Source organism: Nonomuraea sp. NPDC048901 (genome assembly GCF_040649695.1).
In the GTDB taxonomy this organism is placed as follows: domain Bacteria; phylum Actinomycetota; class Actinomycetes; order Streptosporangiales; family Streptosporangiaceae; genus Nonomuraea.
Genome location: NZ_JBEZFW010000025.1, coordinates 1 through 21139, shown reverse-complemented (window position 1 = coordinate 21139; position 21139 = coordinate 1). Strand labels below are relative to the sequence as shown.

Here is a 21139-nt window from a genome sequence, read left to right as displayed (position 1 = left end):
AAGGTTGAGCGGCTCAGGATTCACTCTGGTCGTGGGTCTAGCCCTGATCGGCGGCTGGCACCGTGATCTGCGTGCGCGCTTCCTCGACCTGGCGCATGATGCGTTCGGCGCCGCAGTCCGCCGCGGTGGCGTACGCCTCGTCCGCCAGCGCCAGCGCGTCGCTAGTGCGGTTTTCCGCGGCAGCGATGTAGATCAGCCCGACCTGATTGGCCGCGACTCCAGCCAACAGCCCTATCTCACGGCGCAGCCGTATCGATTCCTCCAGCCGCTCCCGCGCGGCCTCCAACCGACCGGCAGAATGCTCCGCGATCCCAAGATGCCGAAGCACCTCGGACTGGGTGAACCGATCTCCGGCCTGCGTCGCCAATTCGTACGACTGCTCGAACAGCGGGATGGCCGTACGGGTGTCACCCCGTACGACCTGATGAAAACAGCCCACCCAGAACAGCGACTCGGCCAGGCCGGGTAGATCGCCGAGCATTCGATACAGCTGCGTCGCACGCTCGAACAAGGCCAACTCATGCGTGACCTCCTGCCGGTCTTCGAGAAACCGCGCGTGCAGGATCCGGCCCCGAGCCAAGGCAAGATCAGCCTCGACCTTGTCCAGCTCCCGCTCCGCTCCTGCCAGCCCAGCGGTCTCGCCGGCGTAGACAGCGCGTTCGTATGCCACCCTGGCCCGCTCGATACGTTCTTCCGCATGCATCCCGCTCACCCCGTCCCGGCGTCGACGACACGGTACATCGATAGCCGCCACAAGATCGAGCCGTGCGTCAAGCGAGACCGTGTCAGGCAATGGGCCCCCGCCAGGTGTAGATCGTATGGGTGCTGATGTCCAAGTCGCGGGCCAACTCGGTAACCGTGCGGCCCGCTTCGAGTAATCCAGCACCTTGCGCCGGAACTCCGGCGGGTAGCCCCGTCGTCCCATGCCACTTTCCACTCATCAAGTGGCACAAGAACCCAGAAATCCACCTCCACCCAAGCCAGGGCACACCAGAGCCTCCACCCAACCCAGGGCAGCTCAGAGGTCGTTGCTCGGCGAGCCTGGCGTTGAGCTGGCACGTTGGACTCGTGGCTGCGTGTTCACCTCAGAGTGTGGAGCCATTCACTGACAGGGCGACGTCGATGTTGCCGCGTGTGGCGTTGGAGTACGGGCACACCTGGTGCGCGGTGCGCACCAGACCGGCGGCCTGCGCCGGGTCCTCGATCGAGGGCAGCGTGACGTCCAACTCGACCCCGAGCTTGAACGTGCCGTTGGCGTTCGGGATCAGCATGACCTTGGAGTCCACCGCCGCGTCCCCAGCCTCCAACCCCTGCCGTTGCCCGAGCATCGTCAGGACAGCGGAGAAGCAGGCGGCATAGCCGACCGCGAACAGCTGCTCCGGGTTCGTCCCATCACCATCGCCACCCAGTTCTTTCGGCTGGCGCAGGTTCACATCCAGCATCCCGTCGCTGGAGCGGCCGTGCCCGTGTACCCGGCCACCGGTCACCTGTGCCTGCGCGGTATAGAGCGGTTTCGTCATGTCGGAGTCCTTACCATCGTCTTCTTGAAAGTGAATCGTAGACTTCAAAAACAGGAAGTCAATGCTTTAAGATCCGATCGTGATCACTTCGCTGGAGGAACTATGACGAGCCCTCAGGTCGGCTATCTGCTGCCGACACGTGACTGGGTCGTTCTGGGAGATCGGGAGCCGTCCGCGCTGGTCGAGCAGGCGCGACTGGCTGAGAGCCTCGGCTTCGACTCCGTCTGGGCCGGCGACAGCCCGGTGACCCGGCACCGCGCGGATCCGCTGATGCTCCTGTCCGCGGTGGCCGCCACGACGGAACGGGTGACGCTCGGCACGGCCGTGCTCCTGCCCGCCTTGCGTCATCCGATCCTGCTGGCCCACCAACTGGCCACGCTGGACCGGATCGCCGACGGGCGCCTCATTGCCGGGATGGGCGCCGGATTCCCGCATCCCAACACCGAGGCACAGTTCGACGCGCTCGGCATCGCGTTCAAGCGCCGGGTCAGCCGTACCGAAGAGTCGATCGACGTGATGCGGCGACTGTGGGCCGGCGGCGGGGCGGTGTCGCACCAGGGCGCGCATTTCGACTTCCAAGATGTGGTGCTGGAACCCAAGCCCGCGCAGGTCGGGGGGCCGCCGATCTGGCTGGCGGGAAGCGGCGCGGCAGCGCTGCGGCGCGTGGCACGACTGGCCGATGGGTGGTTGCCGTATCCACCGACAAGTGAGACGTACGCCCATGAATGGGGCGTGGTCCAGGAGGTGGCACGTCTGGGCGGTCCTGCGTCCGGCGAGGCCGCATCTGTGGTGGAGCCTGCCGTGAGTGAGGTGGAACCTCTGGCGGGGTCTGCCGTGGGTGAGGCGGACTCCCTGGTGGGGCCTGCTGCGGGTGAGGGAGTGCGCGTGATCACGCCTGCGCTGTACGCGACGGTCTGTCTCGATGATGACCCTGAGCGGGCGCGAGGCCGTCTGCGGACCAGTATTGAGCGCTACTACAACGCGCCGCTCGAGTTCATCGAGTCCATTCAGGCCACGTTCGCCGGATCCGCTGCCGATGCGGTCGATTGGTTGAGCGCGTACGCCTCAGCCGGGGTGCGGCACGTGGTGATCCGGTTCGCCGTCGATGACCATCGCGCGGCGTTGGAGGAGTTCGCCGACCGGGTGCTGCCGCGGCTTCGCGCGGAGATCCGTCCATGACCACCTTTGTTCTGGTTTCCGGTGCTTGGCATGGTCCCTGGGCGTGGGATCGCGTCGTTCCCTTGCTCGAACGCGCGGGAGCGCGCACTGTCGTTCCTGACCTCGTGTACGGCCGCGACGTGGGTCTGCATGATCATGTGGCACAGGTCGTCGCCGCAATCGACGCTGCCGGAGCCGAGATCGGCGCCGACACCAAAGGCGCCGAGATCAAGGGCGCCGGAGCCGGGGTCGAGACCGAGGCTGGAGCCAGGGCCGGGGCTAGGGCTAGGGCTAGAGCCGAGACCGGGACTGAGGCTGGGGTCGAGGCCGAGAGCCGTCGAGAGATCGATGTCCGCTCTGGCAGCGGTGTTGTGCTGGTTGGGCACAGTTACGGGGGCTTGGTGGTACGGCAGGCAGCCGACCTCCGTCCCGAACGCGTTGACCATGTGATCATGGTGGAGGGCTGGGCCGGGACGGACGGGGACAGCCTGCTCAGCCTTGCTCCCGAAGGGTTCGTGAAGTTCGTTCAGGCTTCGGCCGATGGCTGGCAGGTGCCCGCTCCCGCGCCGGCGCTCTTCGGCATCACCGATCCGGCCGACGCCGCGTGGCTTCAGGAGCGGTTGCGTCCGCAGCCGCTGCGTACCTTCACCGAAGGCACGCGCCTGACCGGGGCCGTCGATCGGATCCCTGGGACAGGGGCCTACTGCCGACCGCAGACCTTCGCCTTCGACAGGTTCGCCGAGGCGGTCGGCTATCGAACCGTCGCGCTGGACGGGCCACATGATGTGCCGCTCACCGATCCGGGTGCTGTCACTGCCGTACTTCTGAGGGCTCGTGCGGGTGATTTCGTAGTGTGAGTGGTCGCCCTGATCCACGACGTACTCAACCGCGTCGCCCGCTCTTGAGCACCGTCATCACCTGGAGTTACCGGGCAAAGCCGCGGGCGTTCGAGCCACCCCCAACCCGCGCGGTGGGTGTGCCGAGGCGGATGTGACAGGCCGGTCCCTCGACCCGGCCAAGACCTGCTTCGAGAGGGGATCAGCCGACGACCACGTCCAGGAAGATCGGCTTCTTGGCGGACAGCAGCTGAGTCCCGGTCTCGTCGGTCATCTTCCAGTAGATCTTGCATCTGCCGGGGGAGTCCGATGCGCGGACGCGTACCGCGATGTCGACGGGCTCGCCCGGCTGGACCACGCGGATCTCGACCCGTTTGGGGGCGCGGCACGGGGTGTCGTTCAGCCGGGTGAGAAAGCGTCCCCGCCATGGGATGGTGCCGGTGTTCCTGATCCGCCAGATCTTCGTGAACTCCGTCCCCGTCTTCACCACCGTGCCGTCCGGATGGGTGACGTCCTGCTCGAAGGCGGAATCGTCGTAGGAGGAGGCAGCCTGAGCGGGGGTGGCCGACGTGGTGGGCTTGTTCTTTCCGGAGAGTGGGGCGAGCCAGGTGAAGAGGGCGGCACCGGCGGACGCCACCGCCGCGATCATGGCCAGCCTTCTGGCAAGGAGAGGCCGGGCTCGGCGTTCGAGGTGCTCCGCCTGCCCAGCGTAGGTCTGGTCGTGACCCGTACGGTCCTCGATGGTCTCGCTACGTGCGGCGCTCGCGGCCTGCTCCCAGTGGGCTCGCCACTCGCGCCTGGCCTCCGCGGCGTCCTGCTTCAGCCGGTCGACGGCGAGGACCCGGACGAACTCCCACGTTGTCTCCCAGGTCGGGAGTACCTGCCCCCGGGCGGCGGCCGCCAGCGAGGACTTCGAGGCCGCCGCGCCCATGCGGGTCGACATCTCCGCGTAGGACGGGTCGCCCGCCTCCGCCTTGAGCTCCGACAGTCGATACGCGAGGGCCGCCACCGGGCTCGCGGCCGGGTCCAGCCGGACCGGCTTTCGCCCAGGCCGCGATCCCATGCCCGTCCGCAGCGGGCCAGGCTCGTCCCCCTGCGAGCCTGATGTCCCTGGTAATTCCGGCATCTTCACCTGCCCTGTCCGGCGCCGTCATCCGGCCGTGCCGACGACTCCGACATGGCCTGTGACACCTGAGAGCAAATGAGATTACCTGAATTGTCCAAATAAGTCCGGAATTCTGCGGTCTACTCGGGGGCGTGGTCATTCGCCCGCGCATGCCCGGAAGCCGTACTCCGCCGCGAAGGATCGCAGCGCCTTCTCGTTCTCGTCCGGTTCCAAGGACTGTTCCACCGCCTTCTTCGCCTCGCCCTCCCTGCCTGTGCGCATCGCCGTCTCCGCGCTTCCGCTGAGTTCGCGCAGGCTCGCGACCAGCGCCCTGGCGGGCACGTAAAACCTCTCCCGCACCCGCGGGACGTCACCACCGGGCGGCGCGATCGCTTCTATCGCGGCGATGGTGCTGGTCATCGACTCCGACGCGCGGCGCAGTTCGTCCACCTCCTCGCGCAGGTTCGCGGATGGCTCCTCGCGGAGATCCGACTGTCGGGAGGCTTCCTCACACACCGCGTCTACGGCGGCGATGTACTGCCTTTTGACGTCCTCGTACGGTTTCTCCTCCGCCACCGAGACCGTCGCCCACAGCACGAAAGCCACGGCGGCCGGCACGATCCCGCCGACGATCACACGCCACGCCGGGACATGCCTTCTCTCAGGCGATCCCATCCGCCGCTCACTCCTTCGGAAGAAGACGCCCTTGGCGCTCTCGCGAGCGCCAAGGGCCGAAGTCCGGCCGAGCTACGTCCCCGTCCCAGCCCGGGATCAACACCGGATCCGACGCTCCTGCGACCGCTTGTACAGGGTGGCCACTTCGCTGCCACGCAGGAGGGAGTAGAGATGCACCTTGGTCTGGTTCCGGTAGAGCTGGCTACCGCCGGAGCACTTCCACGAAGGTGTCGTCGTCACGGTGAACGCCTCCCTTCCCTTCTTCACCTCCGAGGTGGCCTTCGTCCGCCAGAAACCGAGGCCGCGATACTGCTGGAGGCTCGTCTTGACCACGGCCCGGCGGCCCCACTCGCCCTTCTCGCAGTGGACCTGCCTGCTGGTCGTGATGTAAGCGCCGCTCCTGTACGGGGTCTTTATCCGTTGCCAGCCCTTGCAACGGTCGTGGTAACTGATCCCCAGGTACGACTTGGCCGACCAGCCCGGTGCTGCCAGGACGGCCGAGCTGTCCGAGACAGCGGTGACGCCCTGCCCCGCCTGCGCCGACGCTGACGACCCCGCCATAAGCCCGGCCGTCAGCCCGACGACGAGAGCCGCTCCTGTAATCCCTTTTCGTCCGATCATCGGATCTCCTTTCAAAGAAATCCTCTGCACTTTCCGACTCGGGAGTCTCCGATCAACCGCGTACAGCGATTCAGCGGAATATCCGCACGCCCGTCAATGGCGCCGATAACGAACCCCGGAACTGGGAACGGCACCACTCTGACCGCCACTGCCCGGTTCCGGCAAGCGATCTGCCCTGTAAAGTCATCCGAACATTGTCCAGAGCTATTAGGACAATCAAACTCGCAGGTCAGGGGCCTATGTAAGGGATTCAACGCAGCAGTGTAATCCTTCCCGGCTTTACACGATAGGCGCTCACGCCGAGCCCACTTTGAGCCTCGCAGCAATTGCGGCATTCGGCAATTCAGGGTCGACGTAGTGCTCGGGAAGGAATCGGGCGGATATGGCCATCGCCGAACGCTACCGCCACGGGCGGATCCTGCTGGCCGGTGACGCGGCGCACCTGTTCCCGGCCACCGGGGTGGCACTCAACGCCGGCATGCTCGACGCGGTCAACCTGGCCTGGAAGCTGGCCGCTACCCGATGCCCGGTACGAGCCCTCACCCGCTGGCCGGCACCTTCGCCCCCAACCTCACCCTGCACACCGACCAGGGCACGACCGACGTCGCCGACCTCCTGCACCCCGCCCGGCCCGCCCTGCTCGACCTCGCCGACCGCCCAGAACTCCGTGAAACCGCCCAGGACTGGCGGCAACGCGTCGACATCCACACCGCCAAGACCGACGATCGAACGGCCGACGCGCTGCTGATCAGGCCGGACGCCCACATCGCCTGGGCCGCTACCCTCGACGAACCCGCCGACAGCGCCACGCCCCCGCTGCGTGAGGCACTTTCCGCATGGTTCGGAACGCCGTGAAACATCTGGGAGAGACATGACAAGTAGATTCACCGAGTTGGCTGTGGACTGCCACGATGCGGAGAGACTCGCGGCCTTCTGGTGCGAGGTCCTGGACTTCAAAGTGATCGACCGGCACGAGGGCAAGGTCGAGATCGGCTCCTGGGAGCCGACCGTCGAGGAGGTCCGGGCCCGCCAGATGTCGCCCACCCTGGTGTTCATCCAGGTGCCCGAGGGCAAGACCGTGAAGAACCGGCTTCACCTCGACGTCAGCCCGATCGACGGCAGCACCGATGACGAGGTGACCAGACTGCTCGGCCTCGGCGCCATCAAGAGAGATGTGGGCCAAGGCCCGGACCGAAGCTGGGTGGTCATGGCCGACCCCGAGGGCAACGAGTTCTGCGTCCTGCGCACCCTGGCGCCGCCCAACTAGATGACCGATCCCAAGGGTTGGTGGTCGTAGGCGGTCAGTGAGCGCAGGACGGGCTGTCCGGTCTGGTCGTTGTGCCAGATGGCGGTGGTCAGCGTGCGGATGCGCTGCATAACTCAGGCGACGACGCAGGCGGGAACCGGTGCATCCTGTCTGCCGCCGCGCGGCCGAGGCGATCCCCTGCGATAGCTCCGCGTTCAGCCGTCCCCGGGCCTTGACGGGCCCGGCCGGTCAGATCGCGGTTGAGCGTCGGGAGGTAGGTGCGGTCGTGGGCGAACTGCTGACGGGCCTTGGGCAGGGCCAGGTCGTCGCGGCTCGACTGTCCCTTTCTCCCGTGCTTGGTCTGCCCTCCGAGATGACCGGCGACCTGGCCGAGACCGCCTCTGACTAGGAAGTTCAGAATCAGGAAGCCCGAAGCTTAGAATGTTGAAGTGGATCAGCGATCGTACAACCAGTTCTGTGCCACTGCCCGGACCTTGGACATCGTGGGCGAGCGGTGGACGCTGCTGCTCGTGCGCGAGTTGCTGACCGGGCCGAAGCGGTTCGGAGATCTGCAGCACAGCCTTCGCGGGCTGGGCACCGGGCTGCTGGCGGCTCGGATGAAGCATCTCGAGCGTGAGGGGCTGGTACGCAAGATCGTGCTGCCTGCGCCGGCGCGTACCCCTGCTTATGCCCTGACCGAAGCCGGCGAGGAGCTGGGGCCTGCGGTGCTGGCTCTGGCGCGGTGGGGCATGAAGTGGGCGATGGGGGAGCGCAAGGAAGGGGAGGCGTTCCAGGCCGGGTGGGCGGTGCTGGCGCTGCGGGTCGGCTTCGAGCCGGAGGCGGCGGTGGGGTTGCGGGCGGTGTACGAGTTCCGGGTTTCCGATGAGGTCTTTCACGCTCGGGTCGACGACGGGACGATCGAAACGGTGCATGGGCCCGCTCAGCGGCCGGATGTCGTTATTGAGATGGATGACGATGTTCTGGTGGACATGGGGGCGGGGCAGGGGACGCTTGGCGATGCGATCAAGAGCGGAGCTGCGAGGGCTTTTGGGGACCTTGAGGCTTTGGGGAGGTTGCACGGGTTGTTCCGATTCCCTCAGCCGGAGGCTCGGATGGGTGGGCAGGGGGCGTCGTAGCTCGTATCAGATTCAGAGCCTGTCCACTTCGACGACGGCTTCGGCGAACGGCTGCGGAGCCTCCTGCGGCACGTTGTGGCCGATTCCCCGCAGGGTCCGGTGCACGTACTTGCCGGTGAAGTGCTTGCGGTAGGCGGAGCCGCCGCCTGCCGGGGTGAAGGGGTCGCGTTCGCCGTCGAGGGTGATCGTGGGCAGGGAGATGGCGGGAGCCGCGGCCAGTCGCTTCTCGATGCCGTCGTACCTCGGGTCGCCCGCGGCCAGGCTCAGCCGCCAGCGGTAGTTGTGGATCACGATGGGCACCCAGTCCGGGTTCGTGAAGGACGCCGCCGTGCGCTCGAACGTGGCATCGTCGAACTTCCAGGTCGGGGAGACGTTCTCCCAGATGAGCCTGGCGAAATCGTGCCGGTACCGTTCGAGGCCGAGTCGGCCCCTCTCGGTGGCGAAGTAGTACTGGTACCACCAGGCCAGCTCGGCTCGCGGCGGCAGGGGCTCCTTTTGCGCCTCGCGGTTGGTGATCAGGTAGCCGCTCACGGAGACCAGGGCCTTGCAGCGCTCGGGCCAGAGGGCGGCGATGATGTCGGCCGTACGCGATCCCCAGTCGAACCCGGCCAGGATCGCCTTCTCGATCTTGAGGGCGTCCATCAGGGCGATGATGTCGAGGGCGATCACCGACTGCTGGGCGTTCCGGAATGTCCGGTCTGAGAGGAAGCGGGTCGTGCCGTGGCCCCGGAGGTAAGGGACGATCACTCGATGGCCCTTCTTTGCCAGTAGGGGTGTCACCTCGACAAAGCTCTGGATGTCGTACGGGAATCCGTGCAGCAGGATGACCGCGGGACCGGCGGCGGGACCGGCCTCCGCGTACCCGATGTTCAGGACACCGGCCTTGATCTGTTTCACCGGCGTCTTCCGGTTGTCGGGTACGACCGCCGAGGCCGAGGCGGCCGGGAGGTTGGGCAGTGAAGCCGCGGCCGTTCCCGCGAGGAGCAGCTTGGAGAACGTTCGCCTATCCATATATTTCACCTTCCGGGAAACAATATGAACATGTGTATGTACATAGAGTAACCGAATCGGTTGGGAGGGAGTGCGCCGGGATTGCCGCCCCCTATCGGCCTCGCAAGTGAACCAACTGCGCCTATCGACCTGAGGGCCCGCTCGTAGCAGGGTGTGATCTTGAGTGAGGCGTGAGATGGGTGGTGGCCCGAGTACGCTTAATGCCATGGCAGCTGGCGGTAGGGCATCGGGCAGGCCCGCGAAGAAGAAGGGCCCGTCCAAGGGCACCGGTGGGCAGGGACGCCGCGGGCTCGAGGGCAGGGGCTCCACCCCGCCTGCCGAGATGCGTCACTGGTACAAGGACAAGGCCCGTTCCGAGCGGATCGCCCGCGAAGAGCAAGGCGGCGGACGGCGGCCCGCTCCGGCCCGGCAGCGGCGTTCCGAGGACGCGCCCGAATACATCGGCGGCCGAAACCCGGTGCTCGAAGCCCTGGTCGCCGGAGTGCCGGCCACCGCGCTATATGTCGCGCAGCGCATCGAGAGCGACGACCGCGTACGCGACTCGATCAAGGTCGCGACGGAGCGGGGCATCGCGCTGCTCGAATCGACCCGCGAGAAGCTTGACCGGCTCACCGAAGGCGCCGTTCACCAGGGGATCGTGCTTCAGATCCCGGCCTATGACTATGCGCACCCTTCTGAGCTGGTCGAATTGGCGCAGGATGCCGCAGAAGTCCCCTTGGTCGTAGCCCTCGACGGCGTCACCGACCCCCGCAACCTGGGCGCCATCGCGCGTTCGGCGACCGCTTTCGGAGCGCACGGGCTGCTGATCCCGTCGCGGCGTTCGGCCGGAGTGACGGGCGGGGCCTGGAAAACCTCCGCGGGCACGCTGGCCAACCTCCGCGTGGCACGGGCGTCCAACCTCACGGCGGCGCTGCGTGAATATCGGGACGCCGGCCTGTTCGTGATCGGACTCGATGGCGAGGGCAGCGCGGACATCGGCGACGTCGACCTGCTGAACGAGCCGCTGGTGGTCGTGGTGGGCTCCGAGGGCAAGGGGCTGTCGCGGCTGGTGCGGGAGCAGTGCGATGTTGTGGCACGGATTCCCATGCGGGCGGCGGCGGAGTCGTTGAACGCTGGGGTGGCGGCTGGGGTGGCGTTGTACGAGGTGGCTCGTCATCGGGGTCGCTGACCGTCTACACTGATAGGCCGCGCCGACGTAGCTCAATCGGCAGAGCATCTGTCTTGTAAACAGAAGGTCAGGGGTTCGATTCCCCTCGTCGGCTCGCAGCTCAAAGGCCCCTTCCAGAGTATGGAGGGGGCCTTTTTGATCTCTATACAGCAGCGCTGTACAGCAACGGGGTTAGCGTTCCTGCTCAAGGTCTTGATCGTTGTTAGCAAGGCGGGCGTTGAGCCGGTCGAGCGCCTTGCGGGTTTCGGGGCTGGGGATCTGGGTGTAGACGTTCATGGTCACGCTGATCTGGGAGTGCCTGAGGATGCGCATCGCTACGCGCGGGTGGACGTCGAGGGCGGCCAGGAGTGAGGCGCAGGTGTGCCGGGTGTCGTGGACGCGGATGCGCGGGACACCCGCGTTCTTGCAGTGCGAGTCGAAGGCGCGGTTGAGATTGCGCGGCTCGATGGGCGTGCCGTACCGCGTGGTGAACACAAGGTCTGAGTCTTTCCACACGGCGCCGGCTACGTCACAGGCCTGGTCCTTGAGTTCGCGACGTCCCTTCAGAGCCGAGACGCACAGGCCCAGGAGCGGGAGTGAGGCGGTCGAGTCGTCGGTTTTGGTCTTGTCGCGGTGCAGGAGCTGGCCGCCGACTCTGGTGAGCTGGCGAGCGATGTGGAGCTCTTCGCCGTCGAAGTCGACGCAGTCCCAGGCCAGGCCGAGAACCTCCCCACGCCGTAGGCCGAGGACGAGGATGAGCACGTACGCGGCATAGAGCGGGTCGTCCTGGACGTATTCGAGGAAGCGGCGGGCCTCGTCGACGCTCCAGACGATCTGCTGGCGCTTCTTTTTGGTCTTGCTGGCGCTGGGCAGCGTGGTCAGCGCGGCGACGTTCTTGGAGATCAGCTCCTCACGGATGGCGTGGCCTAGGGCGGCCCGAAGAGTACGGCGGATGCCGATGATCGTGTAGCGGGCCGGGTAGCCTTCGCAGCACTTCCCGATGGCGCAGCACCGGCGCTTGGCTTCGGGGCGCTTGTGGTCCTTCTTCTGATCGCAGCAGGTGCAGAGGGCGGGCAGGGTGTTCAGCCAGGCTTGCACGTCCCGGACGGTGAGCTTGTCGAGGCGCTTCTTTCCCAAACCGGGGATGATGTAGAGCCGAACGAGCGGTTCGTACGCGACATAGGTCGTCGGCTCGCGGTTGGGCTCGACCACTTCAGCGAGCCAGCGCTTAAGGAAGGCGGCCACCGTCTCATGCTTGGTGGCCACCGGTCCCTTGCGGGCCTGCTCGTGGAGCTTGAGCCACTTCTCGTGGGTTTCCTCGCGGGTTTTGCCGTAAGCCCACTTCCGGGTGCGCTTGCCCTCTGGTGTGGTGACCCATACGTAGCCCGCCCAACCGTCCTTGTAGGGGAAGATCGAGCCTTCCCCGTTCGATCGCTTGTTCATCAGGCGGCCTCCTCGCAGAGTCGGGTTACGTACGTGTCGAGGGCAGAGGTAGGGATGCGTCGGCAGCGTTCACCGACGAGGATCGAGATGAGTTCGCCAGAACGGATGAGGTTGTAGAGGGTCCACCGGCTGACCTTGAGGAGCGCCATCGCTTCGGGGACGGTGAGGAGCTCAGCGCTCATGTACGCCTCCCCGGGTGTGAGCCGGTGAGGGCGGCGTCAAGAAGTTGGTCTCCGGCGGAGTGGCCTTTGCCCGTGTAGGTCCATTCGCTGATCACGAGGACGGTGTCCTCGGCGAAGAGGGGCAGGCGGCCGGTGGTGATCTCCTGATCGCGGGCGTGATCTTCGCGGGCGGCGCGAAGAGCGCCGAGGGTGGTGGAGTAGCGGCGGGAGCGGGTGGAGAAGTGGCCGCGGAAGCCGAGCATGTGCGCCCATTGGGTGAGGCGGAGGTCGGCCAGGCCCTCGATGGTTCCGAGGCGCATGCATTCGGTGATGAGGCGGCGTGGGTGGTCGCGGAGGTTGTAGGCGTCGAGGTTGTCGAGGGGGTTGATGCGGCGGTCCAGGGTGCCGACGCATTCAGCCGCCTTGGTTGCGTATTTGGCGATGTAGCCGGCGACTGCTTGTTCGGTGAGGTCGCCGTCGAGGGTGATGGGGCGGATGTCGAGTTGGGCGCCCCACTTGAAGAGGCGGGCGGGTTGGTCGTCGATGGCGGGGACGAGGGCGCTGACGACGTGGGCGGCGTGTTGGACGGCGCCGGCCAGAACGGCGGCGGTGGCCCAGGTCGGAGGCTCTGCGGTGGGGCCGCCGGGGCCGTCGAGGCGGATGATGGCGTGGAAGTGGACGACGCCACGCCGCTGGTATTCAGCGACCTTGGCGAAGGACAACGTGAGGTGATGGCGGAGGTCTTTGAGGGCCAGGCCGCCGAGTTTGGCCAGGTGGCGGCGTAGGGAGTCGGCGAAGCGTTTCCACAGCAGCGGGGCCAGGGCGTTGAACAGGACGGAGCCGGTGTAGTCGTAGCAGTTGGGGCAGAGTGGTTCGCCGAGGCGGGGATCGTCTGCGTGGTGTCGTTCTGTGCAGGCCATGACGCGGCCGTGTGGGCAGGTTTCCGCGTTGCGGCGGGCGTGGCAGGGCAGGGCCTTGCCGTTCTTGTCCTTGCGGGCGTGGACGGTGCCGAAGGACGGGGCGGTCAGGGTGACGAAGAGCGTCGGGTGGGTGGTGACGGTTTCGGGGACGCCTTTGCCGCCGATCAGGCCCGCGCGGATGAGGTGGTAGGTGTCGGAGCGGTAGGTCTCGGCGCAGGCGGGGCAGCGGGAGGCGCGGCGGGTCTTGCATGGGACGCGCAGGATGCCGTCAGGTTCGGTCCGGGTGGTGTAGCGGTGCAGAAGCTGTCCGGTGGCGGCGTCGTAGTGTTCGACCTTGCCGCGTAGGTGGATGGGCTGTCGGCAGCCACCGGTGCCGCGGATCTGGCTTGCCCAGCGGTCGTAGTCGGGGTGGTTGAGTCGGGCGATCATGCCCGCTTTTGCATGCGCGGTGGCGTGGGTTGTGGGCAAGATGGAGACCTCCTTTCGCTCGTTTGGGTGGAGGGATGGCCCCCGACCTGGCGTGTGTCTTGGCGGATGTACGGCCAGGCCGGGGGCGCTGCGCTTTTAGGCGCCGTGGTTGTCGATGCCGGTGCCGTCGCAGTCGAGGCAGCGGGCGTTGTCGGCGTTGATGCCGGTTCCGTTGCAGGTGCAGCAGCGGTAATGGATCACTTCGGTCAAGGCCGGTTACCTCCTTTGGCGTGGTGTGGTGGTGAGGTGGATGCGCCAGTAGCAGGGATTGGCGCGGTTGGGGTAGAGCCGTGAGGCGGCGATGACGGTGAAGTGCAGGCGTAGGTGGAGCAGGGCGTCGATGACTTCGGTGCGGGTTCCTTCGAGGCGGATGCGCATGATCGTCTCTCCTGGTCAGGCGGCGGGTGCCGGCTCGGGCTGGATGCAGCCGTGGTAGCTGGTTTCGGCGGCGTGGCGTGGCGGGCGCGGGCGGCGGCGGAGATGGCCACGGCTCGGTACTCGACGGGGCCGAAGAAGACGGAGGTGGCGTAGTGGCCGTAGGGGGAGTCTTCGTAGTCGATGGGGGAGCCGACGCGGGCGGCGATCTGGTCGATCTCGGCGCACTGGTCGGCGTCGCTGTCCTGGCGTGAGAAGTGGTGCAGGGTCACGCTCGGGGACACGGGAAGGTCGGGGTGTTCTTCCAGGAAGCGGCCAGGTCGAGTAGTCCGTTGATGAGGGCTCTGTGGTGGTCGTTGGTCATGGGATGAGGTCTCCCTTCTGGTCAGGCGGTTCGCAGGGTGTGGAGCAGGTCGGAGGCGAGTTGGTTGGACACGCCCAGGTGGGCGCGTAGGGCGTCACGGGTTATGGGTCTGCCGTGCTTGGTGTGGTGTTCGTCGGCGACGCGGCGGGCGTAGTCGACCAGGGCGGGGGCGGGGCCGTCCTGCCCGTCGTCCTGGGTCTCGTAATCGGTCAGGACGGGAGTCGGGGCGCAGGATGGGGCGGGGACGAGCGCTGAGGACGGCGCCGGGTCCGGGGACGGCTCGGGACGGGTGGCGCGGCGTTCGAGCATGGAGACGGCGATGAGGAACGCGGCGGCGGGGGTGGCGGCGGTGATCCAGCCCCAGGCGGTCGGGTCGGCTTGTTGCAGGTTGGCGGCCAGTGACAGGACGATGCCGCCGGTCAGGACGAGGACGGGCCAGGAGATCGGTCCTCGCCGTGTCCGGCCGCTCTGTTTGTCGTGTTGGCGTTCGCGGGCGGCCATGACGCAGGTCAGGTCGATACAGATGGCGATGGCCCAGGACATCCAGCCGGTTTGGCCGTGCTGGGTGGCGGTGTCGCGGATGTGGGTGAACGATCCGGCGCCCGCGATGGCGGCCAGGACGATGACCGGTCCGGTGTCGAGTAGTCGGCGGGTGATGCGTCGCATCGTGCACCCTCCTTTCGTTCAGGCGTTGGCGTGTTCGAACAGGTGGGTGGTGATGTCGTCCCAGGACGGGGTGAGGTGGGCGTGGGTGTGGGCGGCGTGTTCGGCGGCTTGCTCGCTGACGTAGAAGGAGCGAGCGCGATACCACTGGCCGTCCTGGGAGGCGACGATCGCGACGCCGGGTGTCTCGGCGGGGATGGCGCGCGCTGAGGCCAGGGCGGCGGGGTCGAGGTCGCCGAGGGTCATGGTCGCGGTTTCGGGGTCGTTGACGCGGTGGCAGATCCGTCCGGAGCATTGGGCGCGCAGGGCGGTGACGCCGGGGCCGAGGTCAGAGCCGATCCTTTGGCCGCAGCAGAACAGGTAGATGCCGAACGCCCGGCCGAGCTGAGCCACCCGCAGCAGCGCGGTCGAGGTCTTGGCGATCTCGTCCTTCTCGGACTTGTCGGCCATCAGATACAGCTCAGCCAGCTCGTCGACCAGGACCACGACCGGGACCGGCCGCAGGGCGGGCGGCAGTTGCCAGATGTTGCGGGCGGCGGCCTGACGGCACAGCCCCATCCGGTCGATCATCAGGCCGACCAGGTCGCACAGCAGCGTGACGGACTCGGCGCGGCAGGTGGCTAGCGCGGATAGGCGGGGTGTGTAGGGGGTGAATTCGACTCCGCCCTTGAGGTCGAAGCCGACCAGCGCCACAGGTTGCGGGGCCAGGCCGACGATGAGGGCGTTGGCGAGGTTGGACTTGCCGGACTGGGTCGCGCCCGCGTTCAGCCAGTGCGGCACCGTCCGGAAGTCGATCGTCCAGGGCTTGCCGGTCTCCAGCCTGCCCACGGTGACCCTCAGCAGTTCCGGCGAGGGTGGCAGGTCATCGACCTTGACCAGCGGATCGCGCATGGTGGCCATCAGGACCACCCGCCCAGGCCGGGGAGAGGAGACGCGGATCGCGTGCACGCCCCAGGAGTGGGACAGGCGTTCGGCGGCGTCGGTGTAGTCGCCGGGGGTCTGGCCTTCCAGGGTGTGCAGGGTGACGCGCCAGCCGTGCCGGGTCGGCATGGGCAGCCGCATGAACGGTTTGGTGTCGACGGCGACGCGCTGGAAACGCCGCCGCACCTTGACGATGCCGGTGGAGGCGACCAGACCGGGGACGGTGGTGAACCACCAGCGTTGCCGCTTCTTGGTCAGCCCGCACCCGAGGGCGATGCGCCGCCAGGAGACGCGGACCGCGACAGCGACGATCGGGAAGCCGAGCGCGAGCCAGAACGACGGGTAGTGCCAGCGGCGCCAGGCCCACAGCCCAGCCGCCGTGGCGGCCAGGACTGTGAGCAGGACCAGCGCGTCAGACATCGGCGCTCTCCCGCGCTGGGAGCAGGGCGGATGCGCGGTAGGCGATGCCCCACCGGCCGGCGATCTCCCAGACGTAGCCGAGCAGGCCGACCGCGTTGACGGGGTCTCCGGCTTTGATGGGCGGTTCCCCGGTGATGCCGATCTTGACGAGTTCGATCCGGCCGAACTCGTCCTCCACGGAGACGGTGACCTCGTAGACGGTGTTGCCGTTCTTGTCGGTCTTGATCTCGCCGGTATCGCGGTTGAGGACGCGCGGGCGCGGGGCCTTGACACAGGTGATGGCGAGCTTGCCGGTGTCGACCGGGATCGGGACGGAACGCATGGGCGGTGACCTCCTTATTCGTCGTAGTCAACATAGTTAACCTAGTTGGCTCAGTTGTCAATGTTGGCGTGGCCGACTTGGTGTGGTGAGATGGACGGTGATGGTCAAACACACCGGACGGGCCGGCTACCTGCAGATCGCCGACGATCTCCGCGCGCAGATCCGCGGCGGATCCCTCGCGCCCGGAACCCCACTGCCCTCCACCGCCCAGCTCGCCGAGCAGTACGACGCGTCCCTGTCGGTGGTGAAGATGGCGGTCGGCATCCTGCGCAACGAGGGCCTGGTGATCGGCCAGCAGGGCAAGGGCGTGTACGTCCGTGACGAGACCGACGCCCCGGCCGCCGGCGACTTGGCCGATGAGGTCGCTGAGTTGCGCACCGCCGTACAGGACCTGTCGGGACGGCTCGCGCGGGTTGAGGAGCAGTTGGCTACGTCCACGACACGCCGTTCCGCACGTGGCAGCCGGTGACCTTGCGGGCCAGCGACGCCGACACCCCGTTGGCCTGACGGCGTAGGTTCATGGCTTTGTCCTCACGGCGGATGCCGACCAGGACCGTGATGTAGCCGACGAGCAGCGTCACACCGAGCAGCCCGGCGAGGATTAGGGGAAGCCAGCTCACGTCCAGCTCACCCCCGCCGCCGCGACGGTGTGAGGGCCGCGCGGGGGACGCCGGGTCTCGGTGCGCCGCTGGTTGCGCCGGTTCCGGGCCCGCCGTTTGCGCGTCCACCGCTCACGTGCCAGGCACTTGGAGCACTGCGTCTGGCCCTCGGTCAGGGCGTTGCCGCACTCGCATGAGGGCGTCTCGTTCAGGATGGTGATCAGGTTGGTCATCGCGCATCTCCTCCTTCGGTTGGGGCCGTGGTGGCTTGTGCAACCGAGAATGCGGCGGAGAGTCAGGACGAGATCACTACACGACGGGACATGTTCAAGACGTCCGGCCTACGATGATGCAGTCCCCGGACGTCCCTTCGAGCAGGTGAGATGGCGAACGAACGGCTACGCGCGGCCCTTCTCCACAAAGGTGTGTCCATCGCCGACCTGGCGGAGGCGATCGAGGTCGACCCCAAGACCATCGAACGGTGGATCACCAAGGGGCGTGAGCCGTACCGAAAGCACCGCTTTGCCACGGCTTCCTACCTGGGCGTGGACGAGGCGTACCTGTGGCCCGACGCGCTCACCCGCGAGCAGGTGGTGGCGGCGTCGGAGAGCGAGGTCCTCGCGCTCTATCCACACCGGTGGGCTGTGCCCCGGGACATCTGGGGACGGCTGTTCTCGGGGGCGTCGCAGGAGATCGGCGTGCTGGTCTACAGCGGCCTGTTCCTCGCCGATGACGGGGGTATGGTGCGACTGCTGGGCGACAAGGCGCGAGCCGGGGTGCGGGTCCGGATCCTGCTCGGTGATCCCGACAGCGCTGAGGTCGCGCAGCGCGGTGTGGATGAGGGTGTCGGCGAGAGCATGGCCGCGCAGATCCGTAGCGCGCTGGTCTTCTACCAGCCGATCACTGGTATGGACAATGTCGAGATCAGGTTGCACCACACGATCTTGTACAACTCGATGTACCGCGCCGACGACGAGTATCTGATCAACATGCATGTGTACGGCACCCGCGCGGGCAACGCGCCTGTGCTGCATCTGCGCCGGGTGGCCGGGGGCGACATGGTCGCCACCTACGCCGAAAGCTTCGACAAGGTGTGGGCGCAGGCCAGGCCGGTAGAGTCCTGAACCATGTCCCGGCGGATCGACTTCCACCACGACCCCAACGCGCCCCAGCCGAACAGTCTGGTTCCGTCGGTGAACGTGATCGTCACCAACGACCGCGGGGAGGTGTTGATGATCCTGCGCTCCGACAACGACAACTGGGCGCTTCCCGGCGGAGCCATCGACCTGGGCGAATCGCTCCCGCAGGCGGGTGTGCGGGAGACGCTGGAGGAGACCGGCATCACGTGTGAGATCACCGGCCTGGCCGGCACCTACACCGATCCCGGCCACGTGATCCTCTACACCTCCAACGGTGAGGCCCGCCAAGAGTTCTCCATCGTCCTGACCGGCCGCGCCATCTCCGGAACACCGACCCAGAGCGCGGAGTCCAGCCAGGTGCGGTGGGTGGCCCGCGAGGAGGTCCTGTCGCTGCCGATGGCCGCCTCGATGCGGATGCGGATCGAGCACTACCTATCCGGCACCGGCCTGCCGCACATCGGATAGCGCCGCCTCCACCGCACGCACCGACGACACGATGCACGGCGTCGCCGCAACGATCGACCGACTCACCACATGCTCACGCCCATAACGGGAATGGATCTCCGCCAGCCGATCCCGCACATCCAGATGCCGGCCATCCGGATCGGTGGTCATATCGCAGTACGTCAACGCCCTGGCCAGATCCGGCTTCTCCTGGTCGAACTCCGCCGCCAGCACGTCGAACAGATCACGCTGCCGGGCCTCATTGTCGGCACACGAGTGATAGGCCACCAGACGGCACAACCGATCATCGGCTCCCGCCACATCACGCAGATACCGGGCGCCGTCGAGCTGGTGCATGCCAGTGTCCACCAGATCGGGGGCGTACCCGATGTCATGCAGCAACGACGCCGCGATCACCGTATCCGTCTCCGGGCCGAGAATCCCGGCCAAGGTCTCGGCCTGCTCGGCGACTCCCTGCGTGTGCCCCCACCGTCGGGGCAACGCGCTCTCCAGCAGATCTTTGGCCAGGCCGTATGCCCATTCGACATCTCCCACGAGCCCCACGATAGGCACCCGGGACTGGGGTGGATCTAGAGGTTGGGGTGAGACGTCCCAGGACGTCTCACCTCAAACAGCCCTAGAGTGGACGAACCGGCCCCGGCCATGCTCGGCCACCACCAGGCCCTCACGCTCCAGCACGGACAACGCCTGCCGCACCGTGTTCCGCGAAGCCGCGAAACGCCGCCGCAGCTCGGTCTCACTCGGCACAGCAGCACCCGGAGCAAGCTCCCCGTGCTCGATCTGCTCGCGCAGCTCAGCGGCGATCACCTGATACCGGTACCGCGCCGCCGGCTCCGCCCCGCACACCACCCGCCCCATGGACGGGACGGTGACCAGCACCCCCTCATCCTCCAGCAGCGCCATCCCCCGACGCACGGTGTTCCGCGCCACCCCGAACGCCCGGCACAACGCCGCCTCCGACGGCAGCACACTGCCCGGCGGGAACTCACCCGCCCCGATCCGCTCGCGAAGCCGGTCGGCGATCTGGGGATAGACCCGGCCCCCGGTCAGCCACCGGCCCCTATCCACCGGATCAGCCCCGGTAGGCATCGAGCATCTTGTTCAGGTCGACGCTGAGCTCACCCTGCTCACCCGCATGCCAGCCTGCCCGCGCGGCCTGCTCGACCCTGTCCACCGCAGCCGGCATCTGCAGGAAGGACACCCGTTCGTCGTCCTGGTCGCCCCAGTAGAACCAGCAGAACGGCAGCTGCACGAACACCCGCCGCATCCGGCACCGGCTGTCGGTCACATCCAGCGCCGGCCGCCCGTCCTCGGCCACGATCAGCACCACCGTGACCTCACGCACGGCCAGCTGGCTGCCCAGCGCGGTCAGCAACCGCTCGGCGTACGCCCGCTGCTGCTCCTTGACGGTCTTGCTCGACGGCATGCTCGTCCTCCCTGACGCTCCCGCTTTGGTGTACGCGTCGAGACTCGCTCTGGGGCCAGGGTCGGGAACACCGCAACTTGGGGACGTCTAGGGACGTCTGATGTTAACGTCGCAGAACACGACCGTTTCGCGAGACAAGCAGGCGGATCCCATGAACAACAACCTCCGCTACGCGCTGGCTACCGCCCGGCTCAACACCACCGACATCGCCACCGCACTCGCCGTCGACCCCAAAACCGTCACCCGCTGGATCAACGGCCGCACCCCCTACCCTCGCCACCGCTGGGCCATCGCCGACCTCCTCCATCTCGACGAGTCCGACCTATGGCCCGAAGCCGCCCCACGACACCAAGCACTCGCCGACGGCGTACAAGCGATCTACCCCCACCGCTGGGCCGTCCCCCACACCATCTGGCGCAACCTCTTCCAACAGGCCAGCCAGGAGATCGGCATCCTCGCCTACAGCGCACTCTTCCTTGCTGAAGACCGCGGACTCCTCGACATCCTCACCACCCGAGCAGGCGCAGGCGCCAAAATCCGCATCCTCCTTGGCGATCCCGAAGGGCCCGAAATCGCGGCACGCGGAGTCGACGAAGGCATCGGTTCCGCGGTGATGGCAGCGCGAGTCAAGAACGCCCTCATGCTCTACCGGCCCCTGCTCGACGTCGACGGCGTCGAGATCCGCCATCACCGCACAGTGCTCTACAGCTCCATCTACCGAGGCGACGACGAACTCCTCGTCAACACCCACGCCTACGCCACACCAGCAGCCAACGCCCCCGTCATCCACCTACACCACACCGACGACCAAGGCCCAGCAGACGTCTACCTCACCAGCTTTGAACGCACCTGGACCAGCGCTCAGCCCTACTGCGACCAGCCCTGAGCCACCTACGGACAGCGTGTCTGGTCTCACTTGATGCTTGACGCTTTGGCATCGGATGATGCTTGACACTCCTAGCTGATCTTTCGCTTCTTAGTATGCGCCTGGGACTTGA

30 protein-coding genes, 1 tRNA gene and 1 pseudogene are annotated in these 21139 nt (G+C 67.0%); 13 read left to right on the top strand and 19 right to left on the bottom strand.

What is annotated here, in order from left to right; translation table 11 throughout:
- Positions 1 to 37: 37 nt before the first annotated feature.
- The 3 genes from AB0C30_RS50855 to AB0C30_RS50845 form a co-directional block, all read right to left on the bottom strand.
- Positions 38 to 703 (bottom strand): tetratricopeptide repeat protein, encoded by a 666-nt coding sequence (locus AB0C30_RS50855; RefSeq protein ID WP_357958045.1) that lies wholly within the window; start codon positions 701 to 703, stop codon positions 38 to 40.
- An 82-nt stretch (positions 704 to 785) separates the two neighbouring features.
- Positions 786 to 941: a transposase gene (locus AB0C30_RS50850; RefSeq protein WP_357958043.1), complete on the bottom strand. Its 156-nt coding sequence runs from the start codon at positions 939 to 941 to the stop codon at positions 786 to 788.
- Positions 942 to 1085: 144 nt separating this feature from the next.
- On the bottom strand, positions 1086 to 1520 hold the full coding sequence (locus tag AB0C30_RS50845) for an organic hydroperoxide resistance protein (protein WP_357958042.1): 435 nt from the start codon (positions 1518 to 1520) through the stop codon (positions 1086 to 1088).
- Between the two features lie 30 nt (positions 1521 to 1550).
- On the opposite strand from AB0C30_RS50845, the gene AB0C30_RS50840 reads away from it, so the two are divergent.
- The gene (locus tag AB0C30_RS50840) at positions 1551 to 2699 is read left to right on the top strand and encodes an LLM class flavin-dependent oxidoreductase (protein WP_357958292.1); all 1149 of its coding nucleotides are present in this window, start codon (positions 1551 to 1553) and stop codon (positions 2697 to 2699) included.
- Positions 2696 to 3535 (top strand): alpha/beta fold hydrolase, encoded by an 840-nt coding sequence (locus tag AB0C30_RS50835; protein WP_357958040.1) that lies wholly within the window; start codon positions 2696 to 2698, stop codon positions 3533 to 3535. The genes AB0C30_RS50840 and AB0C30_RS50835 overlap by 4 nt, the downstream gene beginning before the upstream one ends.
- 181 nt (positions 3536 to 3716) lie before the next feature.
- Here the strand turns inward: AB0C30_RS50835 and AB0C30_RS50830 are convergent, their stop codons facing one another.
- From AB0C30_RS50830 to AB0C30_RS50820, 3 genes are all read right to left on the bottom strand, one after another.
- Complete coding sequence (locus AB0C30_RS50830; protein ID WP_357958038.1) at positions 3717 to 4577, bottom strand: NBR1-Ig-like domain-containing protein; 861 nt, start codon at positions 4575 to 4577, stop codon at positions 3717 to 3719.
- Between the two features lie 198 nt (positions 4578 to 4775).
- Positions 4776 to 5294 (bottom strand): hypothetical protein, encoded by a 519-nt coding sequence (locus AB0C30_RS50825; protein ID WP_357958036.1) that lies wholly within the window; start codon positions 5292 to 5294, stop codon positions 4776 to 4778.
- A 96-nt stretch (positions 5295 to 5390) separates the two neighbouring features.
- Positions 5391 to 5915 carry a hypothetical protein gene (locus tag AB0C30_RS50820; RefSeq protein ID WP_357958034.1) on the bottom strand — a complete coding sequence of 175 codons (525 nt, stop codon included), beginning with the start codon at positions 5913 to 5915 and terminating at the stop codon, positions 5391 to 5393.
- A 382-nt stretch (positions 5916 to 6297) separates the two neighbouring features.
- On the opposite strand from AB0C30_RS50820, the pseudogene AB0C30_RS50815 reads away from it, so the two are divergent.
- The 5 genes and pseudogenes from AB0C30_RS50815 to AB0C30_RS50795 form a co-directional block, all read left to right on the top strand.
- Positions 6298 to 6372: pseudogene (locus AB0C30_RS50815) on the top strand (FAD-dependent monooxygenase); the annotation flags it as partial.
- Positions 6373 to 6437: 65 nt separating this feature from the next.
- On the top strand, positions 6438 to 6770 hold the full coding sequence (locus AB0C30_RS50810; RefSeq protein ID WP_357958032.1) for a hypothetical protein: 333 nt from the start codon (positions 6438 to 6440) through the stop codon (positions 6768 to 6770).
- Between the two features lie 16 nt (positions 6771 to 6786).
- Positions 6787 to 7182, top strand: a complete 396-nt coding sequence (locus AB0C30_RS50805) for a VOC family protein (protein WP_357958031.1) — start codon at positions 6787 to 6789, stop codon at positions 7180 to 7182.
- 265 nt (positions 7183 to 7447) lie between these two features.
- Entirely contained in the window at positions 7448 to 7570 is a 123-nt protein-coding gene (locus AB0C30_RS50800) for a hypothetical protein (protein ID WP_357958029.1), read from the top strand.
- Between the two features lie 40 nt (positions 7571 to 7610).
- The gene (locus tag AB0C30_RS50795; protein WP_357958027.1) at positions 7611 to 8297 is read left to right on the top strand and encodes a winged helix-turn-helix transcriptional regulator; all 687 of its coding nucleotides are present in this window, start codon (positions 7611 to 7613) and stop codon (positions 8295 to 8297) included.
- Positions 8298 to 8309: 12 nt separating this feature from the next.
- On the opposite strand, the gene AB0C30_RS50790 is transcribed toward AB0C30_RS50795, so the two are convergent.
- Positions 8310 to 9308: an alpha/beta hydrolase gene (locus tag AB0C30_RS50790; protein ID WP_357958026.1), complete on the bottom strand. Its 999-nt coding sequence runs from the start codon at positions 9306 to 9308 to the stop codon at positions 8310 to 8312.
- A gap of 205 nt (positions 9309 to 9513) precedes the next feature.
- Here AB0C30_RS50790 and rlmB point away from each other — a divergent pair, with 205 nt between their 5' ends.
- Both rlmB and AB0C30_RS50780 read left to right on the top strand, forming a co-directional pair.
- Positions 9514 to 10476, top strand: a complete 963-nt coding sequence (rlmB, locus tag AB0C30_RS50785; RefSeq protein ID WP_357958024.1) for a 23S rRNA (guanosine(2251)-2'-O)-methyltransferase RlmB — start codon at positions 9514 to 9516, stop codon at positions 10474 to 10476.
- A gap of 21 nt (positions 10477 to 10497) precedes the next feature.
- Positions 10498 to 10570: transfer RNA gene (locus AB0C30_RS50780), tRNA-Thr, on the top strand.
- 77 nt (positions 10571 to 10647) lie between these two features.
- On the opposite strand, the gene AB0C30_RS50775 is transcribed toward AB0C30_RS50780, so the two are convergent.
- The 7 genes from AB0C30_RS50775 to AB0C30_RS50745 form a co-directional block, all read right to left on the bottom strand.
- Entirely contained in the window at positions 10648 to 11898 is a 1251-nt protein-coding gene (locus tag AB0C30_RS50775) for a site-specific integrase (protein ID WP_357958022.1), read from the bottom strand.
- A complete protein-coding gene (locus AB0C30_RS50770; RefSeq protein ID WP_357958019.1) occupies positions 11898 to 12080 on the bottom strand; it encodes a helix-turn-helix domain-containing protein in 183 nt (60 codons plus the stop codon). Before AB0C30_RS50770 ends, AB0C30_RS50775 begins: the two co-directional genes overlap by 1 nt.
- Positions 12077 to 13447, bottom strand: coding sequence for a replication initiator (locus AB0C30_RS50765; protein WP_357958018.1), 1371 nt, complete (start codon positions 13445 to 13447; stop codon positions 12077 to 12079). Before AB0C30_RS50765 ends, AB0C30_RS50770 begins: the two co-directional genes overlap by 4 nt.
- A 216-nt stretch (positions 13448 to 13663) precedes the next feature.
- Positions 13664 to 13825: a DUF3970 family protein gene (locus AB0C30_RS50760; protein WP_357958017.1), complete on the bottom strand. Its 162-nt coding sequence runs from the start codon at positions 13823 to 13825 to the stop codon at positions 13664 to 13666.
- Positions 13826 to 14207: 382 nt separating this feature from the next.
- Positions 14208 to 14852: a DUF2637 domain-containing protein gene (locus AB0C30_RS50755; RefSeq protein WP_357958015.1), complete on the bottom strand. Its 645-nt coding sequence runs from the start codon at positions 14850 to 14852 to the stop codon at positions 14208 to 14210.
- Positions 14853 to 14870: 18 nt separating this feature from the next.
- Positions 14871 to 16190, bottom strand: coding sequence for an FtsK/SpoIIIE domain-containing protein (locus AB0C30_RS50750; RefSeq protein WP_357958014.1), 1320 nt, complete (start codon positions 16188 to 16190; stop codon positions 14871 to 14873).
- Complete coding sequence (locus AB0C30_RS50745) at positions 16183 to 16512, bottom strand: hypothetical protein (protein WP_357958013.1); 330 nt, start codon at positions 16510 to 16512, stop codon at positions 16183 to 16185. The genes AB0C30_RS50750 and AB0C30_RS50745 overlap by 8 nt, the downstream gene beginning before the upstream one ends.
- 100 nt (positions 16513 to 16612) lie before the next feature.
- On the opposite strand from AB0C30_RS50745, the gene AB0C30_RS50740 reads away from it, so the two are divergent.
- A complete protein-coding gene (locus AB0C30_RS50740; RefSeq protein ID WP_357958011.1) occupies positions 16613 to 16981 on the top strand; it encodes a winged helix-turn-helix domain-containing protein in 369 nt (122 codons plus the stop codon).
- Here AB0C30_RS50740 and AB0C30_RS50735 read toward each other — a convergent pair.
- Entirely contained in the window at positions 16941 to 17132 is a 192-nt protein-coding gene (locus AB0C30_RS50735) for a hypothetical protein (RefSeq protein ID WP_357958009.1), read from the bottom strand. The two genes, AB0C30_RS50740 and AB0C30_RS50735, sit on opposite strands and share 41 nt — an antisense overlap.
- A complete protein-coding gene (locus AB0C30_RS50730; RefSeq protein ID WP_357958007.1) occupies positions 17129 to 17344 on the bottom strand; it encodes a hypothetical protein in 216 nt (71 codons plus the stop codon). Before AB0C30_RS50730 ends, AB0C30_RS50735 begins: the two co-directional genes overlap by 4 nt.
- A gap of 150 nt (positions 17345 to 17494) precedes the next feature.
- Between AB0C30_RS50730 and AB0C30_RS50725 the strand changes: the two genes are divergently transcribed.
- Both AB0C30_RS50725 and AB0C30_RS50720 read left to right on the top strand, forming a co-directional pair.
- A complete protein-coding gene (locus AB0C30_RS50725) occupies positions 17495 to 18235 on the top strand; it encodes a helix-turn-helix transcriptional regulator (protein WP_357958005.1) in 741 nt (246 codons plus the stop codon).
- A 3-nt stretch (positions 18236 to 18238) separates the two neighbouring features.
- Positions 18239 to 18715, top strand: a complete 477-nt coding sequence (locus AB0C30_RS50720; RefSeq protein WP_357958003.1) for an NUDIX domain-containing protein — start codon at positions 18239 to 18241, stop codon at positions 18713 to 18715.
- Here AB0C30_RS50720 and AB0C30_RS50715 read toward each other — a convergent pair.
- From AB0C30_RS50715 to AB0C30_RS50705, 3 genes are all read right to left on the bottom strand, one after another.
- The gene (locus AB0C30_RS50715; RefSeq protein ID WP_357958001.1) at positions 18683 to 19249 is read right to left on the bottom strand and encodes an HD domain-containing protein; all 567 of its coding nucleotides are present in this window, start codon (positions 19247 to 19249) and stop codon (positions 18683 to 18685) included. The two genes, AB0C30_RS50720 and AB0C30_RS50715, sit on opposite strands and share 33 nt — an antisense overlap.
- 72 nt (positions 19250 to 19321) lie before the next feature.
- Positions 19322 to 19783 (bottom strand): GntR family transcriptional regulator, encoded by a 462-nt coding sequence (locus AB0C30_RS50710; RefSeq protein WP_357957999.1) that lies wholly within the window; start codon positions 19781 to 19783, stop codon positions 19322 to 19324.
- A 4-nt stretch (positions 19784 to 19787) separates the two neighbouring features.
- On the bottom strand, positions 19788 to 20141 hold the full coding sequence (locus tag AB0C30_RS50705; RefSeq protein ID WP_357957997.1) for a hypothetical protein: 354 nt from the start codon (positions 20139 to 20141) through the stop codon (positions 19788 to 19790).
- A gap of 151 nt (positions 20142 to 20292) precedes the next feature.
- Between AB0C30_RS50705 and AB0C30_RS50700 the strand changes: the two genes are divergently transcribed.
- Positions 20293 to 21027 (top strand): helix-turn-helix transcriptional regulator, encoded by a 735-nt coding sequence (locus AB0C30_RS50700; protein ID WP_357957995.1) that lies wholly within the window; start codon positions 20293 to 20295, stop codon positions 21025 to 21027.
- The last annotated feature ends 112 nt before the right edge of the window (positions 21028 to 21139 follow it).

Bases quoted from the DNA above. Each gene is read 5' to 3' on its own strand.
- AB0C30_RS50775 (WP_357958022.1), bottom strand. From the start codon at position 11,898: ATGAACAAGCGATCGAACGGGGAAGGCTCGATCTTCCCCTACAAGGAC.
- AB0C30_RS50720 (WP_357958003.1), top strand. From the start codon at position 18,239: ATGTCCCGGCGGATCGACTTCCACCACGACCCCAACGCGCCCCAGCCG.
- rlmB (WP_357958024.1), top strand. From the start codon at position 9,514: ATGGCAGCTGGCGGTAGGGCATCGGGCAGGCCCGCGAAGAAGAAGGGC.
- AB0C30_RS50830 (WP_357958038.1), bottom strand. From the start codon at position 4,577: ATGGGATCGCGGCCTGGGCGAAAGCCGGTCCGGCTGGACCCGGCCGCG.
- AB0C30_RS50820 (WP_357958034.1), bottom strand. From the start codon at position 5,915: ATGATCGGACGAAAAGGGATTACAGGAGCGGCTCTCGTCGTCGGGCTG.
- AB0C30_RS50740 (WP_357958011.1), top strand. From the start codon at position 16,613: ATGGTCAAACACACCGGACGGGCCGGCTACCTGCAGATCGCCGACGAT.
- AB0C30_RS50760 (WP_357958017.1), bottom strand. From the start codon at position 13,825: ATGCGCATCCGCCTCGAAGGAACCCGCACCGAAGTCATCGACGCCCTG.
- AB0C30_RS50725 (WP_357958005.1), top strand. From the start codon at position 17,495: ATGGCGAACGAACGGCTACGCGCGGCCCTTCTCCACAAAGGTGTGTCC.
- AB0C30_RS50850 (WP_357958043.1), bottom strand. From the start codon at position 941: ATGAGTGGAAAGTGGCATGGGACGACGGGGCTACCCGCCGGAGTTCCG.
- AB0C30_RS50750 (WP_357958014.1), bottom strand. From the start codon at position 16,190: ATGTCTGACGCGCTGGTCCTGCTCACAGTCCTGGCCGCCACGGCGGCT.
- AB0C30_RS50755 (WP_357958015.1), bottom strand. From the start codon at position 14,852: ATGCGACGCATCACCCGCCGACTACTCGACACCGGACCGGTCATCGTC.
- AB0C30_RS50790 (WP_357958026.1), bottom strand. From the start codon at position 9,308: ATGGATAGGCGAACGTTCTCCAAGCTGCTCCTCGCGGGAACGGCCGCG.
- AB0C30_RS50730 (WP_357958007.1), bottom strand. From the start codon at position 17,344: ATGACCAACCTGATCACCATCCTGAACGAGACGCCCTCATGCGAGTGC.
- AB0C30_RS50825 (WP_357958036.1), bottom strand. From the start codon at position 5,294: ATGGGATCGCCTGAGAGAAGGCATGTCCCGGCGTGGCGTGTGATCGTC.
- AB0C30_RS50745 (WP_357958013.1), bottom strand. From the start codon at position 16,512: ATGCGTTCCGTCCCGATCCCGGTCGACACCGGCAAGCTCGCCATCACC.
- AB0C30_RS50770 (WP_357958019.1), bottom strand. From the start codon at position 12,080: ATGAGCGCTGAGCTCCTCACCGTCCCCGAAGCGATGGCGCTCCTCAAG.
- AB0C30_RS50845 (WP_357958042.1), bottom strand. From the start codon at position 1,520: ATGACGAAACCGCTCTATACCGCGCAGGCACAGGTGACCGGTGGCCGG.
- AB0C30_RS50855 (WP_357958045.1), bottom strand. From the start codon at position 703: ATGCATGCGGAAGAACGTATCGAGCGGGCCAGGGTGGCATACGAACGC.
- AB0C30_RS50700 (WP_357957995.1), top strand. From the start codon at position 20,293: ATGAACAACAACCTCCGCTACGCGCTGGCTACCGCCCGGCTCAACACC.
- AB0C30_RS50805 (WP_357958031.1), top strand. From the start codon at position 6,787: ATGACAAGTAGATTCACCGAGTTGGCTGTGGACTGCCACGATGCGGAG.
- AB0C30_RS50835 (WP_357958040.1), top strand. From the start codon at position 2,696: ATGACCACCTTTGTTCTGGTTTCCGGTGCTTGGCATGGTCCCTGGGCG.
- AB0C30_RS50705 (WP_357957997.1), bottom strand. From the start codon at position 20,141: ATGCCGTCGAGCAAGACCGTCAAGGAGCAGCAGCGGGCGTACGCCGAG.
- AB0C30_RS50810 (WP_357958032.1), top strand. From the start codon at position 6,438: ATGCCCGGTACGAGCCCTCACCCGCTGGCCGGCACCTTCGCCCCCAAC.